The 15,800-nt window shown below is 64.9% G+C and carries 14 protein-coding genes; 9 read left to right on the forward strand and 5 right to left on the reverse strand.

Annotation, left to right across the window (positions count from 1 at the left end):
• Window positions 1-87: 87 nt before the first annotated feature.
• Together CAG00_RS02010 and CAG00_RS02015 are read right to left on the reverse strand one after the other, a co-directional pair.
• The gene (locus tag CAG00_RS02010) at window positions 88-1,314 is read right to left on the reverse strand and encodes an MFS transporter (protein WP_075045557.1); all 1,227 of its coding nucleotides are present in this window, start codon (window positions 1,312-1,314) and stop codon (window positions 88-90) included.
• Between the two features lie 201 nt (window positions 1,315-1,515).
• The gene (locus tag CAG00_RS02015) at window positions 1,516-2,361 is read right to left on the reverse strand and encodes a DMT family transporter (protein ID WP_085663342.1); all 846 of its coding nucleotides are present in this window, start codon (window positions 2,359-2,361) and stop codon (window positions 1,516-1,518) included.
• A 107-nt stretch (window positions 2,362-2,468) separates the two neighbouring features.
• On the opposite strand from CAG00_RS02015, the gene CAG00_RS02020 reads away from it, so the two are divergent.
• Window positions 2,469-2,945: an Lrp/AsnC family transcriptional regulator gene (locus CAG00_RS02020; protein WP_025339583.1), complete on the forward strand. Its 477-nt coding sequence runs from the start codon at window positions 2,469-2,471 to the stop codon at window positions 2,943-2,945.
• Window positions 2,946-3,022: 77 nt separating this feature from the next.
• Here CAG00_RS02020 and CAG00_RS02025 read toward each other — a convergent pair whose 3' ends face one another.
• On the reverse strand, window positions 3,023-3,898 hold the full coding sequence (locus tag CAG00_RS02025) for a universal stress protein (RefSeq protein WP_085663343.1): 876 nt from the start codon (window positions 3,896-3,898) through the stop codon (window positions 3,023-3,025).
• Window positions 3,899-4,125: 227 nt separating this feature from the next.
• Window positions 4,126-4,977, reverse strand: a complete 852-nt coding sequence (locus CAG00_RS02030) for a LysR substrate-binding domain-containing protein (RefSeq protein ID WP_085663344.1) — start codon at window positions 4,975-4,977, stop codon at window positions 4,126-4,128.
• 286 nt (window positions 4,978-5,263) lie between these two features.
• Here CAG00_RS02030 and CAG00_RS02035 point away from each other — a divergent pair, with 286 nt between their 5' ends.
• From CAG00_RS02035 to metC, 6 genes are all read left to right on the forward strand, one after another.
• On the forward strand, window positions 5,264-6,103 hold the full coding sequence (locus CAG00_RS02035) for a transporter substrate-binding domain-containing protein (protein ID WP_085663345.1): 840 nt from the start codon (window positions 5,264-5,266) through the stop codon (window positions 6,101-6,103).
• The gene (locus CAG00_RS02040; protein WP_085663346.1) at window positions 6,103-6,837 is read left to right on the forward strand and encodes an amino acid ABC transporter permease; all 735 of its coding nucleotides are present in this window, start codon (window positions 6,103-6,105) and stop codon (window positions 6,835-6,837) included. The genes CAG00_RS02035 and CAG00_RS02040 overlap by 1 nt, the downstream gene beginning before the upstream one ends.
• Window positions 6,827-7,507, forward strand: a complete 681-nt coding sequence (locus tag CAG00_RS02045) for an amino acid ABC transporter permease (RefSeq protein ID WP_085619419.1) — start codon at window positions 6,827-6,829, stop codon at window positions 7,505-7,507. Before CAG00_RS02040 ends, CAG00_RS02045 begins: the two co-directional genes overlap by 11 nt.
• Entirely contained in the window at window positions 7,497-8,315 is an 819-nt protein-coding gene (locus tag CAG00_RS02050; RefSeq protein WP_085663348.1) for an amino acid ABC transporter ATP-binding protein, read from the forward strand. Before CAG00_RS02045 ends, CAG00_RS02050 begins: the two co-directional genes overlap by 11 nt.
• Before the next feature lie 29 nt (window positions 8,316-8,344).
• Window positions 8,345-8,935, forward strand: a complete 591-nt coding sequence (locus CAG00_RS02055; protein ID WP_085619423.1) for a cysteine dioxygenase family protein — start codon at window positions 8,345-8,347, stop codon at window positions 8,933-8,935.
• Window positions 8,936-9,288: 353 nt separating this feature from the next.
• On the forward strand, window positions 9,289-11,979 hold the full coding sequence (gene metC, locus CAG00_RS02060; RefSeq protein ID WP_085663349.1) for a cystathionine beta-lyase: 2,691 nt from the start codon (window positions 9,289-9,291) through the stop codon (window positions 11,977-11,979).
• On the opposite strand, the gene CAG00_RS02065 is transcribed toward metC, so the two are convergent.
• Window positions 11,980-12,921 carry a LysR family transcriptional regulator gene (locus tag CAG00_RS02065; RefSeq protein ID WP_085663350.1) on the reverse strand — a complete coding sequence of 314 codons (942 nt, stop codon included), beginning with the start codon at window positions 12,919-12,921 and terminating at the stop codon, window positions 11,980-11,982.
• A 143-nt stretch (window positions 12,922-13,064) separates the two neighbouring features.
• Between CAG00_RS02065 and CAG00_RS02070 the strand changes: the two genes are divergently transcribed.
• Window positions 13,065-14,207, forward strand: coding sequence for an iron-containing alcohol dehydrogenase (locus CAG00_RS02070; RefSeq protein ID WP_075045552.1), 1,143 nt, complete (start codon window positions 13,065-13,067; stop codon window positions 14,205-14,207).
• Between the two features lie 45 nt (window positions 14,208-14,252).
• On the forward strand, window positions 14,253-15,596 hold the full coding sequence (locus tag CAG00_RS02075) for an MFS transporter (RefSeq protein ID WP_085663351.1): 1,344 nt from the start codon (window positions 14,253-14,255) through the stop codon (window positions 15,594-15,596).
• Window positions 15,597-15,800 lie beyond the last annotated feature (204 nt).

The following is a 15,800-nucleotide window of genomic DNA, read 5'->3' on the forward strand; positions in this document are numbered from 1 at the left end:
GCGGGTAGAAATGCATGCCATCCCTGAGCATCGCGCGCCCAGTATTCCTTCTGTCTGTCGGCTCAGCCGTAAAAAGAGCGTAAAAAATCAGCCAGGTTGCGCCGCCAGGCTGTTGCTGACATTACGCCCCAGCACCAGCACCGTAGCGAAACCGCAGCCCACCAGGGCCGTGGCCAGGCTCAGCAGCACCGAGCTGCCCAGCTGGTCGACGATCCGCCCGCCGAAGAACGAACCCAGCGCAATGATCACCTGGAACATGGCGACGAACAGCGGCATGCCGCGTTCGACATCCTTGGGCGCGACGACGAACATCCAGATACTGGCGCAGGCCGGGAACGCGCCGAAGGCGAAGCCCCACAACCCGATCAGCATCGCTGCACCGGTCATGCCGGTGGCGAAGTGAGGGAACAGGGCAGTGCTGGTGCCGATCATCAACGCTACCAGCAGCAGGGTGTGACGTACGCTGCGGTTGGCGGCGAAACCGGCGAAGATATTGCCGAATACCCCGGCCACGCCATAAAGCAGCAGCAACGAGCCAATGGTCGGCCCATCGAAGCCGGAGCTTTGTTTGAAGAAGGGCGCGACATAGGTGTACGCGGCAAAGTGCGCCAGGCCGATCAGCAACACGGCGATCAGGCCAACCCGCGCCTGTGGGTTGATGAACAGGGCCGGCAGGTCGCTGATGCGAATGGCCTTGTCCGGGTTGAGACGCGGGAGCAACAGGATCTGCGCCAGCAGCACCGGTACGCCCAGTAGCGCGGTTACCAGAAAGGTCATGCGCCAGCCCATCAGGCCGCTCAACCAGGTGCCTACCGGCACGCCCAGCACGGTGGCCAGGGTTACACCGACCATGATGATCGAGGTGGCCTGGGCTACGCCGACGCCCTTGGGCGCCAGGCGGCCGCTGAGGGCAATGGCCGTCGCCCAGAAGCCGCCGATACTCACGCCCAGCAGCACGCGGCCGAACAGCAGCAGGTTGAAGTCACTGGCGTAGGCCACCACCGCGTTGGCGATGATCATGATCAGCGTCAGGCCGATCAGCAGGTAGCGACGGTCCAGGGCGCCAATGCCCACCGACAGTAGCGGGGCGGCGAGGGCGGCCATGATGCCGGGCAGGGTAACCATCAGGCCGGCGTGGCCTGCACTGATGCCGAGGTCGCTGGCGACATCGTTGAGTACACCCACCGGCAGGAATTCGCTGGTCACCAGGGCGAAGGCGCCGACGGCGACCGAAAGGATTGCCAGCCACTGCTGGCTGACGCTTTGTTGATCATGTTCGGGGAGGCCGCTAGGGGCCTGGCTGGCACTTGGCATGGTATTGGATTCCAAGAGAGGGATGTCGCCTGAAGCAGGCGCAAGGAGCGGGGGAAATTTGCTGGCGATTATAGGGGGCGCTTTTGCCAGGCCAACATGCGGGTCGCTCGATAGTAATCATCAGCGCAATCGATGAAACGCCTTGCGCAGAGCGCCCGCTGTTGGAGGGAGAGTAATGCTGCAGGTTCCGCAAGCAGGCTTTCAGCGGCGCTGGCCAACCAGCGCAGCGCCTGCGCAGGCCAGGGCAATCGCTGCAATGCCCAGCCACTGGAGCAGCGTCAGCACCTCGTTGAGGATCAGCCAGCCGGCTATGGCCCCGGCGGCGGGTGAAGCGCTGAGCAGCACGCCAAAGATGCTCGGTGGCAGGTGCCGCATCGCATACATGTCGAGCAGGAAGGGCACGGTGCTGGAGAGCAGGGCGACGCCCAGGCCTACCGTGAGCACCCAGGGCGCCAGCAGGTCGGTACCTGCCTGGTCAACGCCTAAGGGTACACCCAGCAACGCTGCGAACAACATCCCGGTGGCGACCGCCTGCTTGCCGTGAACCGCCACCTTGCTGCCGAGCATCACATACAGCCCCCAGGCCAGTGCAGCGGCGAGCGAGTACAACACCCCGCGCGGGTCCAGGCCATGGCTATCCGTACCCCAGGGCAGCAAGGTGAGGCCGGCGACCGACAAGGCGATCCAGAGCAGGTCGATTCGGCGTCGGGAAGACAACAAGGCAGCCCCCAGAGGGCCGATCACCTCGATGGACACCGCGATACCAACCGGGATGTAGAGAAATGCCCGATAGATAAGCAGATTCATCAGCCCCATCATCACGCCGTAGCCCAGCAGGTGAAGCATGTTCGCCTGCTGCCAGATGCGCCAGGGCCGCAACACGCCCAGCAGGATCACGGCTGACAGGCCTAGGCGCAGCGCGGCCACGCCCTCGGGGCCGACCAGTGGGAACAGGGTCTTGGCCAAGGCAGCACCGGTCTGCACAGACACCAGGGCGGCGATGGCAGCGCCGACAGGAGCGAATGCTCCAACACTTTTTGAGTCCACGCTCGTCTCCAGCGACATACGAGACGCAATTTTAGGGCTCGGCGTTCGAAGGAATTGCTGTGAAAATAGCCCCCTGATGAGCGAACTGCTTTCTTTGGAACCCGAAAATGAGTGACTCCACCAGCCGCCCGCTTGACGGCTTCGATCATGCGATTCTGCGGCTGCTTCAGCGCGACAACAAAACCTCCCAGCGAGCGATTGCCGAGGAAATCGGCCTGTCCACGCCTGCTGTACAGCGGCGTATCGCCCAGATGGAGGCAAGCGAGGTGATCGTCGCCAACGCTGCGGTGATCGCCCCGGAGAGTGTCGGCCAGATGATTACCGCCATTGTCGAATCGCGCTTGCGGGACGACCGATCCCTGGTGATGGACCGCGCCAAGCGGTACTTCGCCAATGTCGAGGAGATACAGCAGTGTTACTTCGTCAACGGCGGGGTTTCGTTCATCATCGTCATGCTTGCCCGTGATGTGGCGCATTTCGAAAAGCTGGTCAGGCTGCATTTTGCGGATAACGAGGACATCCTGACCTACCGAACGCTGATTGTTCTGGACAAGGTCAAGGTCGGGTTGTCTGTTCCGGTCTGACCCGCGAAGCAGGCGCCGCGGTGGATAGCGCGGGCTTCGGTGGAGGACACGCAAGCGTCCTCCACAACACCTGCATCCTATGGCGACACCAGCACATCGCATTGGGATTCGTTCAGCACATGCTTGGTTACACTGCCTATCAGCAGCTCTTCAAGCGCGCTTTCCCCTTGCTTGCCAACCACGATCAGGTCGCATTCCAGCTCTTGTTCCTGCTCGGCAATCCGCCAGCCAGGGTCGCCATGCACCACGATCTGCCGAGCATCTGCCACTCCGGCGGTTTCGCTCAAGGCCGCGAGCTGCTTCACCGCATCCTTGCGGATGACATTGCGGTAGTGTGCAAGCGTGTCATGGTCGATGTGGGCGAAGCGCATGCTGCCTTCGAACGGCGCTTCGTACACATGCAACAGAATGATCTCGGCCTGTGGGGCAATGGCTTTTGCCAGTTCGATGGAGCGCAGTGATGAAGGCGAAAAATCAACTGCAACCAGCAAGGTCCGGTAGGCATCGCGTGGCGCCTGTTTGACCACCAGTAAAGGGCAGGGCATGCGGTTCAGCATCTTCTGCACAGTGGAGCCCAGCAGCAGGCGCCGCGCCACGCTCTGGCCCTTCGCCCCGCACACCAGCAGGTCGCTGCGTTTATCCTGCACCACACGGGTGATCTCCGTGGTCACCGAGCCGTGCGCGACCTGCACGCCAGCGGCGATGTCATGGCGCTGGAACAGCATTGCAGCCAGTGCGCGAATTTTTTCGCCTGCGGTGTCCAGCACGCGTTTCAGCAGGTCGTCACCCGGTGCCACCAGCTGTTTCAGGCGCTCGAAGGGGGCCGGGTTGGCAACGTACAGCAGGTCCAGCGATGCCTGTTGCTCCTTGCTCAGGTACGCAGCGCGTTCTGCCGCGTTGCGGGCAGACGTGGACAGGTCGGTGGCTACCAGTATGTGGTTCAGCGGGCTCATGTGGGGCTCCTTGTCCAAAGCCGCGCACAGTGATCGATGGCGATGGCCTTGAGCACAATGCGCATGGCGGTTTTCGATTTGTTCCTTGCTGACAGCCATCGTCGCGCGAACCGGGGGCGGCGGCTTGATATGCGTCAATGGAGTGAAGGACCGAGCTCGAACTGACCACTGCTGCGCACCACCTCAACGCCAGCGGGCTGCCTATGAATTAGCCAGGGCGGCGCGCATCACAACCCCGCGCTGGCGCGCACCATCGCATAGGCCTGGCGCACCAGCGGGTTCACGGTGTTGGCCCGCACCCACAGGTAGTAGGTCACGTCGGGCAGTGTCGGCAGGCCATCGCTTTGCCCTAGCACGCGCATGTCGGGGCCGACCATTTCCTGGCTGCGTGCGGTAATGCCCAGGCCCGCGCGCACCGCCGCCTTGACGCCGATCAGGTTGGATGCCAGATAGGCCTGGCGCCAGGCGATGCCGGCTTGCTCCAGCGCCTCCAGCGCCAGCTTGCGGTACAGGCTGGGTTCGTCCACCAGCACCAGCGGCAGGGGCTCCCCCGGCAGGTGCTGATAGTGCGCCGCGCATATCCACCACACCGGCGAGGTGCGCAACGCAAAGCCTTCCAGGCCCGGCGCGGTGCGGGTCGAGATGACCATGTCGACCTTGCCGCGCTGCAGGTCTTCCATCAGGAACGGGCTGCGGCCAACGTCGATCTCCAGGCGCAGGTTGGGCGCCGAGCGGGCGATGTGGCTGAGCAGTGGCGGCAGGATGGTGTCGGCGATGTCGTGGGGCGAGCCGATCCGCAGCACGCCGCTGGGGCCGTCCTGGCGCAGGCCGGCGAGGGCCTCGTCGTTGAGCGTGAGCATCTGCCGGGCATGGCGCAACAGCTGGCGGCCGGCATCGGTCAGGGACTTGTGGCGACCTTGCTTGCGCAACAGCGGCACGCCCACCTGCTGCTCCAGGCGCTGCATGTGCTGGGTCACCGAAGCCTGGGTGCGGCCCAGGTTACGGCCGGCCTCGGCGAAGCTTGAGTGGTCGGCGATGGCGACAAAGGTGCGGAGCAGGTCGAGGTCGAGGGCGCTCATGGGGTCGGCCGGGTAGGGAGGTGGGGCGGGGCGCGGTGCTTTCCCGCTGTTTTACATTACTGATGGTCGGTTAAAGATAATGAATCTTTATCTGTTGGTCGATTGGATATCACCGCTCGATAGGGATTCTCCAGCAATTACGGTGCTTATGCCCGTTTTGCAAGTTTTCTGGATGCGCTGCGTTATAACGATAGGCAATATTTGAATTTCCCCTCGCCCCTGCAACTTCCTAGGATGCGCCCTCATTGGCCGGGTGTTCCGGCTGCCGGGATGAGGAGCCCCCACCATGTCGCTGTCCACCTTTGCCCGTCGCGGGCTGTTCGCATCGTTGCTGGCCACCGCTACCCTGGCCACCAGCGGCCTGGCCCAGGCCCATGCCACCCTGGACAAGATCCAGCAGCGGCACAAGCTGGCCGTGGGTGTGGTGCTTTCCGGTGGCCCGTTCGGTGCCATCGACCCGGCCACCCGCGAGCCGATCGGTTTCAGCGTCGACCTGGCCCGTGACCTGGCACGCCAGCTGGGCGTGGCGGTCGATCTGGTCGCCGTGCAACCGGCCAACCGCGTGCAGTTTCTGCAGCAGGGCAAGGTCGACCTGCTGATCGCCAACATGGAATGGACCCCCGAGCGTGACAAGCTGTTGGGCCACGTGCCCACGCCGTTCTACCGTGTCGGCGGCACCGCAGCATTGGTCAAGGACAGCCCGATCAAGACCTGGGCCGACCTCAAGGGCCAGCCGGTGTGCACCAGCCAGGGCAGCAGCTACACCCAGGCGCTGGTGGAACTGGGCGCCGACCTCAAGGCTTTCAAGACCTCCGCCGAATCGCTGCTGGCCCTGCGTGGCAACAACTGCGTGGCCGCGGTGCACGATGCCACGCTGATCAACCCGCTGCTGGCCAAGGGCGGCGAGTGGGGCGCCTACCGCGCCCTGGCTCCCGAGCTCAATCCGGCGCCATCGGTGATCTGGACGCGCCTGGGCGAGACCGACACCCAGCAGCGCCTGGACCCATTCGTCAAGCAATGGCACCGCAGCGGCTGGCTGATCGAACGTGAGCAGGCCAACCACATCACCCCGGCCTCGCCTGCGCTGGTGGAGCTGCGCGCCAAGCTGCAGGGCGAAGGCGCCTGATGAGCGAGGCTCTGCACTGGCTGGTCGGGCAGCTCGCCCGAGTTGGCCTGAACTACAACTTCCTGTTCGACGGCTACGCCAGCGGCAAGCTGCTGGAAGGTGCGCTGACCACGCTCTGGCTGTGCCTGTTCAGCATCGCCGGCAGCCTGCTGGTCGGCGTGCTGCTGGCGGCGGCGCTCACCGCCAGGAGCCGCTGGCTGGCCTGGCCGGCGCGGGCCTTCATCGAGGTCACGCGCAACACGCCGACGCTGGTGCAGCTGTACTGCGCGTTTCTGGTGCTGAACATGCTCATCAGCCAGAGCCTGGGCAATGCCAACCCGATGACACCCTTTGCCTGGGTGGTGCTGGTGATTGCCCTGCACAAGGGCGCCTTCCATGCCGAGGCTTTGCGCGCCGGCATCGAGGCGGTGCCGACGGTGACCCTGGAGGCGGCCAGCTCGTTGGCCTTCAGCCGTCGCCAGCAACTGCTGCAGGTGCAACTACCGTTGGCCGTGCGTTTCGCCTTGCCGGCGCTGGTCAACAACCTGATCGACCTGGTGAAGATGACTGCCGTGGCCTCGGCGATTGCCGTCAACGACATCACCTACGCCTCGATCATGATCTGGACCCAGGGCGACAACGTCATCGAACTGATGATCCTGATCCTGGCTTTCTTCGGCCTGCTCAGCTTCGCCGTCAACTGTGCCGGTCGCGCCCTGGAAGCGCGCCTGAGGATGCCTGGCTATGGCCACTGAGAACCTCGCCGCGCTGTGGCATTGGTCACCGACCCTGGGCGCAGGCCTGTTGCAGAACATTCAGATCAGCGTCGGCGCCATTGCCCTGGGCACGCTGCTGGGCTTGTTGCTGGGCATCCTGTTGCTGTCGCCGGTAGCGCCGCTGCGCGGCATCGCGCGCCTGTGGGTGCAGGTGTTTCGCAATGCGCCGTGGCTGGTATTGATCTACTTCACCTCGTACGTGTTCCCTTTCGATATCCAGGTTGCCGGCACCTGGCTGGCCTTCCCCGACTGGCTGAAGGTCACCATCGGTCTGGCGCTGCCGGCCAGCGCCAATGTTGCCGAAATCTTCCGTGGTGCAGTCGCCTCGATCCCGGCCACCCAGTGGGAGGCTGCGCGCTCGCTGGCCTTCAGCCGCGCGCAGATCTTCCGGTCGATCATCCTGCCGCAGTGCCTGCGACGCATGCTGCCGCCGTGGATGAACCTGTATGCGGTGGTGACCATGGGCACCGCCCTGGCTTCGCTGGTGGGCGTGCACGACCTGATCGACAGCGCGCAGATTGCCGCCAATACCGTCAACCGCAGCGGCTTCACCGTGCTGGTGTACTTCAGCGTGCTGGCGCTGTTCTTCGCCTACTGTTACCCGATTGCCCGCCTGACCCAACGCCTGGAGCGTCGCTATGCCTTCTGAACCCTTGATCCAGCTGCGTGACGTGCACCTGGCCTTCGCCGACAACCCGGTGCTGCGCGGTATCGACCTCGATGTGCAGGCCGGCCAGGCGGTGTCGATCATTGGCCCGTCGGGTTCGGGGAAGTCGACCATCCTGCGCTGCATGACCGGCCTGTTGAGGCCGCAGCAGGGCAGCATCCGTATCGGCGGTACCCAGGTCGAGCGCTTGCGGGGCGAGGCCGAGCTGATTGCGCTGCGCAAGCAGGTGGGCTTCGTTTTCCAGCAGTACAACCTGTTTCCGCACCTGAGCGTGCTGGACAATCTGCTGATCGCCCCGACCAAGGTACTCGGTCGCCAGCGTGGCGAAGCTCGCGATCTGGCCCTGGCGCTGCTCGACAAGGTACGCCTGGGCCACAAGGCCGCGGCGTTTCCGGGCGAACTGTCGGGTGGGCAGCAGCAGCGCGTGGCCATCGCTCGCGCCCTGGCGATGCGGCCCAGGTTGATCCTGTTCGACGAAGTGACCTCGGCGCTGGACCCGGAGATGGTCGGCGAAGTGCTGGCGGTGATCCGCGAGCTGACCGAGGAGGGCATGACCTGTGTGCTGGTTACCCATGAAATGCGCTTTGCCGAAGAGATCAGCGACCGGGTGTATTTCACCGAGCATGGCCGCATCGTCGAGCACGGCAGCGCCGAACAGCTGTTCCGCGCCCCGCAGCACGAACGTACCCGCGCTTTCCTGCAGCATGCGCTGGGCGAGGGCGGGCAGCGTCCGAGCCGCCCGGCGCCCGATGTATTCAGCAACCTGGGGCGCTACAGCCTCAGCGTTTGATTTCCGCTAGCGAAGAAGAGAGACCGAGCATGTCCCGTGATTCCGTGATCCAGCCGTTCCTGGCGCAAGTGCGCGCCATCCATGCGCGGGGCGTCGATCGCGCCGCGCTGCAGCAGATCGTCGTTTTGCTCGAAGGGCTGGCCGAGTGCCGCGAGCTGTTCAACTTCGAGCGCTTTCCGGCGCCGGATGCTGCGAGTGGCGAGACCCAGTTCCGCTATCGCCTGAACGACGACGGCGAGTCGCCGACCTTGTATGTCAACTCGCTGCTGCCGGGCAAGGCGACCTTGCCGCACAACCACGAAACCTGGGCAATCATCGTTGCTGTCGAGGGGCAGGAACTGAACCGGGTGTACCGCCGCGAGGATGACGGCAGCGACCCGGCCCGTGCCCGCCTGGCGCTGGAGCGTGAGATCGTGGTGCAACCGGGGACCTCGGTGGCCTTCCTGGGCGAGGACCTGCATGGCATTCGCGTCGAAGGCGATAAGCCGACCTTGCACTTCCACCTTTATGGCCGGCCGCTGGAGTCGCTGGAAAATCGCTATGGGGTCAAGGACGACGGCAGCGTGGTGAACTACAACAAGTCACAGATGGCGCCTTCGATCGAGGCTTATGGCCTTTGATGTGTGCGGCCTGTGCCGGCCCTTTCGCGGGTGAACCCGCTCCCACAAGTAATGCACGGCGCGGTCCCTGTGGGAGCGGGTTCACCCGCGAAGAGGCCGGAACAGGCACCGCATTTTCCCAACCTGATCAACCAAGGACTGCGTCCCATGATCCCCAGCATCACCGGCGCACCTGCATGACTGGCTATTTTGATGCGTGTGGCCTGTGCCGGCCCTTTCGCGGGTGAACCCGCTCCCACAAGTAATGCATGGCTTGTAAGCACGGCGCGGTCCCTGTGGGAGCGGGTTCACCCGCGAAGAGGCCGGCACAGGCACCGCATTTTCCCAACCTGATCGACCAAGGACTGCGTCCCATGATCCCCAGCATCACCCCCGCGCACCTGCATGACTGGCTGTTCGACGGCCAGGAGATCGCCCTGTTCGACCTGCGCGAACATGGCCAGTACGGCGAAGCTCACCTGTTCTACGCCGTCAACCTGCCGTACAGCCGGCTGGAAATCGAGGCCCCGCGCCTGGCGCCCAACCCGGCGGTGCGGCTGGTGGTCTACGATGCAACCGGCGGCGAGCTGGCGCAGCGCGGCGCCCGGCGGCTGCAGGCCCTGGGCTACACGGCGGTACACTGGCTCGAAGGCGGCAGCCTGGGGTGGCAGGCCGCAGGTTTCGAACTGTTCGCTGGCGTGCACCTGCCATCGAAGGCCTTTGGCGAGCTGGTCGAGCACGCGTGCCACACCCCGCGCATCAGCGCCCCGCAACTGGCCGAATGGCAGCGTCAGGGCAAGCCGCTGGTGCTGCTCGACGGCCGGCCGCTGGACGAGTTCGCCAGGATGAACATCCCCGGCGCCACCTGTTGCCCCAACGGTGAGCTGGGCTACCGCCTGGAAGACCTGGTGCAAGACCCGCACACACCGGTAGTGATCAACTGCGCAGGCCGCACGCGCAGCATCATCGGCGCGCAAACCCTGATCAACCTCGGCATCGACAACCCCGTCTATGCCCTGGAAAACGGCACCCAGGGTTGGTACCTGGCGGACCTGCCTCTGGAGCACGGCGGGCAGCGCGGCTATCCGCCCCACAGTGGCCAGGCGTTGGCAAAGCAACGGACGCGAAGCGTGGCCTTGGCGCGCAAGGCGGGGGTGCAGTGGGTGGCGGCAAAGCAGGTGCTGGAATGGCAGCAAGAGGCACAGCGCACGCTGTTCCTGTGCGACGTGCGCACCCCGGAGGAATTTGCCGCCGGCAGCCTGCCCGGTGCGCAACATTGCCCGGGAGGCCAACTGGTGCAGGGCACCGACCTGTACATCGGTGTGCGCAAGGCGCGCGTGGTGCTGTTCGACGACGACGGTGTGCGCGCGCCGGTGGTGACCAGCTGGCTGCGGCAGATGGGGCATGATGCCTATGTGCTCGAAGGCGGCCTGGGCAGTGGCCTGGCACTACCGGGCAAACCCGGTCTGGCTGTGACCCTGACCGAGGCCAGCGCCGAAGAACTCGACGGCGCCTTGCTGCTGGACCTGCGCTCGAGTACGGCCTACCGCAGGCGCCACCTGCGCGGCGCGCAGTGGGCGATCCGCCCGCAACTGGCCGAGCAGGTGCGCACGCAGCCGCGGCGCCTGGTATTCATCGCCGATGACCCTCGCGTCGCCGAGCTGGCGGCCAGCGAATTGCCCGCTGCACAACGCCAGGCGGCGCGCCTGTTCCCTCGGGCGTTGCAGGCCGGGTGGCCCCAGGTCGAGGATGATGCTTCCCTGGCAGACGCCGCCTGTATCGATTTCCTCTTCTTCGTCCACGACCGCCACGCCGGGAACAAGGAGGCCGCACGCCGTTACCTGGCCTGGGAAACCGGGTTGATCGCGCAGATGAGCGCCGCCGAAGTCGCCAGTTTTGCGCCATTGACCCACGCCGACCCGATCGCCACGCGGTTGGTGCATGCCGGTCGTGGCGAGCCGGGCCAGGGTGCGCATGGCGTCAATCCGCCGGTCAGCCGCCTGAGCACGGTGCTGTTCGACAGCGTCGCCGACCAGCGCGAGGCACGCAGCCGTCGTGACCAGCAACGGGTGCTCAGCTATGGCGCCCGCGGCAACCCCACAGCCTTTGCCCTGGAAGACCTGGTCAGCGAACTGGAAGGCGGCCACCGCACCAAGCTGTTCGCCACCGGGCTGCAGGCCATCACTCAGACGTTTCTCGCCTACCTGCGCCCCGGCGACCATGTGCTGCTCAGCGATGGCGTGTATGGGCCGGTGCGGCGCCTGGCGCGCGAGCTGCTGCAGCCGTTCGGCGTGCAGGTCAGCTATTTTGCCGCGGACGGGCAGGGCCTTGAGGCCGCGCTGCGCCCGAACACGCGCATGGTCTACAGCGAAAGCCCGAGTTCGTTGCTGTACGAACTCAACGACCTGCCGGCCATGGCTGCTCTATGCAAGCCGCGCGGGATCCTGCTGGCGGTCGACAACACCTGGGGTTCGGGCTATCTGCACCAGCCGCTGGCGCTGGGCGCGGACATTTCGGTGATGGCCCTGACCAAATACCTGGGCGGGCACAGCGACGTGATGCTGGGCAGCGTCTGCACCACCCGCGAGGCCTTCGCCGCGTTGTCGCGCAGCAGCGATACCTGCGGTTGCACGGTCAGCCCGGACGATGCCTGGCTGGTACTGCGCGGTGCGCGCAGCCTGGCCAGCCGCATAGCGGTGCACGAGCGCCAGGGCCTGGAAATCGCCCACTGGCTGCAGGCACGAGAGGAAGTGGCGCGGGTGTACCACCCGGCGTTGCCGGAGCACCCGGGCCACGCCCTGTGGCGCCGCGACTTCAAGGGCAGCAATGGCCTGCTCAGCATCGAGCTGGCCGACAGCAGCCTGAGCCGGGCTGAAACCTTCATCGATCGCCTGCGCCTGTTCGGCATCGGCGCGTCCTGGGGTGGTTACGAGAGCCTGGTGACCTTGGCCGAGCTGGGCGAGCGAACCTTCGCCACACCCGTGCGTGGGGCCCTGGTGCGCCTGCACGTGGGCCTGGAGGCGGTCAGTTCGCTGCAGCGCGACCTGGACCAGGCGCTACGCTGATCAGCTGTCGGTATGGTGTGCGCCGTGCGGCAGCAGCAGTTCGGCGAGCGTGTCCATGGCCGGTGTCGCCTGGCTGCCTTTGCGGGTGACCAGCTCGTACGGGTCGCTGACCGAGCCCATGGTCAGGGGCAGAATGCGCACCTGTTGGTTCATCGCGCATTGCCGGGCCACGTCGATCGACACCAGTGCCACGAAGTCGGGGTGGTTCTGTAGCAGCGACAAGGTCGCCAGGATCGAGGTGGTTTCCACCAGGTGCAACGGGAAGCGCAGCCCGGCATCGTGGAATTCGCGCTCCAGCTGTACCCGCATCGGCATGTTGGCCCGGTACACGATCCAGCGGCTCTCGGCCAGGTCTGCAAGGTTCAGGTTTTGCGCGTGCTTGAGCGGGTGGTCGATATTAGCGATGACCGCCAGCGTCTCGTCCTGGACAAAGCTGCTGGCAAACAGCTGAGGGCTATTGCTCACGCTGGTGCGGCACAAGGCGACGTCCAGGCGACCGCTCTCGATCTGTGCCAGCAGCGACTGGCTGGTGTCTTCGATGATCTCGAACGACATCTGCGGCTGGATGCTGGCCAACTGCGACACCGCCCTCATCAGCAATGGCACCGCGCCCATGATTGCCCCCACCGCCAGCCGGCCGCCGACCCCGCGCAGGATGGCATCCAGGTCATGCCGCAGGTTTGAAATGTCCGTTTGCACCACGCGCGCGTAGCGGATGGCGCAGTGCCCGGCAGCCGTGGGCTCCAGCCCGCGATTGGTGCGGTTGAACAGCACCGTGCCGAAGGTGGTTTCGATTTCCTGCAACGCCTTGCTCGCTCCGGGCTGGGTAAGCCCGACGCTGCTTGCCGCGCCGAGCAGCGAGCGGTGCTCGTCCAGTTCGATGAGCAGGCGCAGGTGGCGGGCGTGGAGCCTGGACATGATCGAGTTGAGTGAAGGGGTCATCTGGTATGCGTCCGGGTTATACCGATATGGATTGTTCTCAATACCATGGCCAGGCGCGAATTCCTATACTGGCGCTGCACGGTGTCGCATCCAGTGCGGCGGAACCGCCCATAACAATAGCGCCAGGAGGCTGTGAAGGCCCTATGTCCCTGATCAACTACATCACCCAGATCCAGTTCGATATCGGCGCCATTGCGCGCCTGCCTGCCGAGTGCGAGCGCATTGGTATAACCAGGCCTTTGATCGTGACGGACCGTGGCGTGCGTGCTGCCGGTATCGTCGATGTGGCCTTGAGCACCTTCAGTGACAGCAGCGCGCAATTGCCGATCTATGACAGCACGCCGCCCAACCCGAACGAGAACGCCGTGCGTGAAGCGGTTGCCATGTTCCAGGAATGTGGCTGTGACGGGATCATTGCCATTGGCGGGGGCTCGGCGATCGACCTGGCCAAAGGTGTGGCCGTGTGTGCCAGGCACGACGGCCCATTGAAAAGCTTTGCGGTGATCGAAGGCGGCTTGGCCCGCATTACGGCGGCAACCGCACCGGTAATCGCCGTGCCGACCACGGCGGGCACCGGCAGCGAGGTAGGGCGGGGCGCCATCCTGATTCTCGATGACGGGCGCAAGGTGGGCGTGATCTCGCCCCATGTGGTGCCCAAGGCTGCCATCTGCGACCCGGCGCTGACCCTTGGCCTGCCGGCGCAACTCACCGCCGCCACCGGCATGGACGCCATTGCCCACTGCCTGGAAACCTTCATGGCGCCTGCATTCAACCCGCCCGCCGACGGCATTGCCCTGGACGGGCTGTGGCGCGCCTGGCGCTTCATCGAAACCGCCACCCGCGAGCCCGGCAACCTGGATAGCCGCGTCAACATGATGAGCGCCTCGCTGCAAGGCGCCCTGGCATTCCAGAAGGGCCTGGGCTGCGTACACAGCCTCAGCCACGCACTGGGCGGCATCAACCCACGGCTGCACCACGGCACCCTCAACGCGATCTTCCTGCCCGCCGTCATCACCTTCAACCGCAAGGCCGAGACGGTGCTGAACGAGCACAAGATGCAACGCATCGCCCAGGCGATGGGGCTGGCCGACGAAGGCCAGATCGAAGACGCGATCCGCCACATGACTCGTGCGCTGGGCCTGCCGACCGGGCTGCGCGAGCTGGGCGTCAGCGAAGAGCTGTTCCCGCGCATCATCCAGGGTGCGCTGGCCGATCACAGCCACCGCACCAACCCGCGTGAAGCGTCTGCCGAGGACTACCAGTGGCTGCTTGAGGCATCCATGTAGCTCACTGATCCGCTGTTCAACCAATAACAACAAAAGTGAACGCCCATGACTACCAAATATGCGCAAGCCGAGCTTGATCGCGAGCCTGAAGCGATCGCGAGCTCGAACCCGTTCAGGAAGTACCAGGTCATCACCGTCAGCCTGCTGCTGGTGATTGGCATCATAAACTACGTCGACCGCAGCGCGCTGTCGATCGCCAACACCTCGATCCAGCGGGACATGGTGATCACGCCCTCACAGATGGGCATTCTGTTGTCGGCATTTTCCCTGGCATATGCCTTTTCCCAGTTGCCGCTGGGCATGATCATCGACCGCCTGGGCAGCAAGATTTCGCTGGGGGCTGCACTGCTGGGCTGGTCGGTGGCGCAGACGGCCTCCGGCCTGATCAACAGTTTTTCCGCGTTCATCGGGCTGAGGGTGGTGCTGGGGATCGGCGAGGCGCCGATGTTCCCGTCGGCGGCCAAGGCGCTGGCGGAGTGGTTCGAGGCCGAGAAACGCGGCACGCCGACCGGCATCGTGCTGTCATCGACCTGCATCGGGCCGTGCATTGCGCCGCCGTTGCTGACGCTGCTGATGGTCAACTGGGGCTGGCGAGGCATGTTCATAGTCACCGGGGTGTTCGGCATCCTGGTCGCCGCTTGCTGGTTCGCCTTCTATAAAAGCAAGGAACGTTACCTGGCCGAGTTGCCTGCCGAGGAGCGTGAACGCCTGTTGGCGGCCCAGGCGCAGAAGCAGCCAGTGGCAACGGCCAGGCCGAGCATGAAGGCACAACTGGCGGCATGGGCCGAGTTGTTCCGGCACAAGAGCACCTGGGGCGCTGTGCTGGGCTTCATGGGGGTGATCTACATGCTGTGGCTGCACCTGACCTGGTTGCCGGGCTACTTCGAGCGTGAGCACGGGCTGAGCTTGTACAAGACAGCCTGGGTGGTGTCACTGGCCTACGTTTTCGGCGCCCTGGGCACCATTGTGGCGGGCCGTGTGTGCGACCGCCTGGTGAAGAACGGCGCCAGCGTGCTGGGTAGCCGCAAGCGGGTAGTGGTGAGCGCGTTGTTCGCGGCGGCGGCTTTCACCGTGCCGCTATCGTTCGGCAGCGGCTTCATGCTCAGCGTGGCCCTGCTGTGCTGCGCGTTGTTCAGCGTGAACATGGCCAGCTCCACCGCCTGGATGATCGCCAACACCGTCGTGGATAGCCGGCGCGTGGCCTCGTTTGGCTCCATCCAGAATTTCGGCGGTTACCTTGCGGGTTCGGTGGCACCGATCGTGACGGGGTTCAGCATTCAGCAGACCGGGTCGTTTGCCTCGGCGTTCCTGATCAGTGCGGCAGTCGCGGCGGTGGCGGCGATGGCCTACGTATTGCTGCTGAAGCAGCCGGTGTCTGCTGACAGGTAATCCTGTAGGAGCGGCCTTGTGTCGCGATGGGCCGCAACGCGGCCCCGGGGTTTCAGCGCAAATGCACGCATTGCCGGGGCCGCTTTGCGGCCCATCGCGACACAAGGCCGCTCCTACACGGGATTGCGTCAGGCAGGGTCATAACGGTTTGTGATGCCAGACATCATGACAATATATTTATCCTTATCAATGCCACGCTCTAGC

The sequence above is a fragment of the Pseudomonas sp. B5(2017) genome (assembly GCF_002112825.1).
In the GTDB taxonomy this organism is placed as follows: Bacteria; Pseudomonadota; Gammaproteobacteria; order Pseudomonadales; family Pseudomonadaceae; genus Aquipseudomonas; species Aquipseudomonas putida_Z.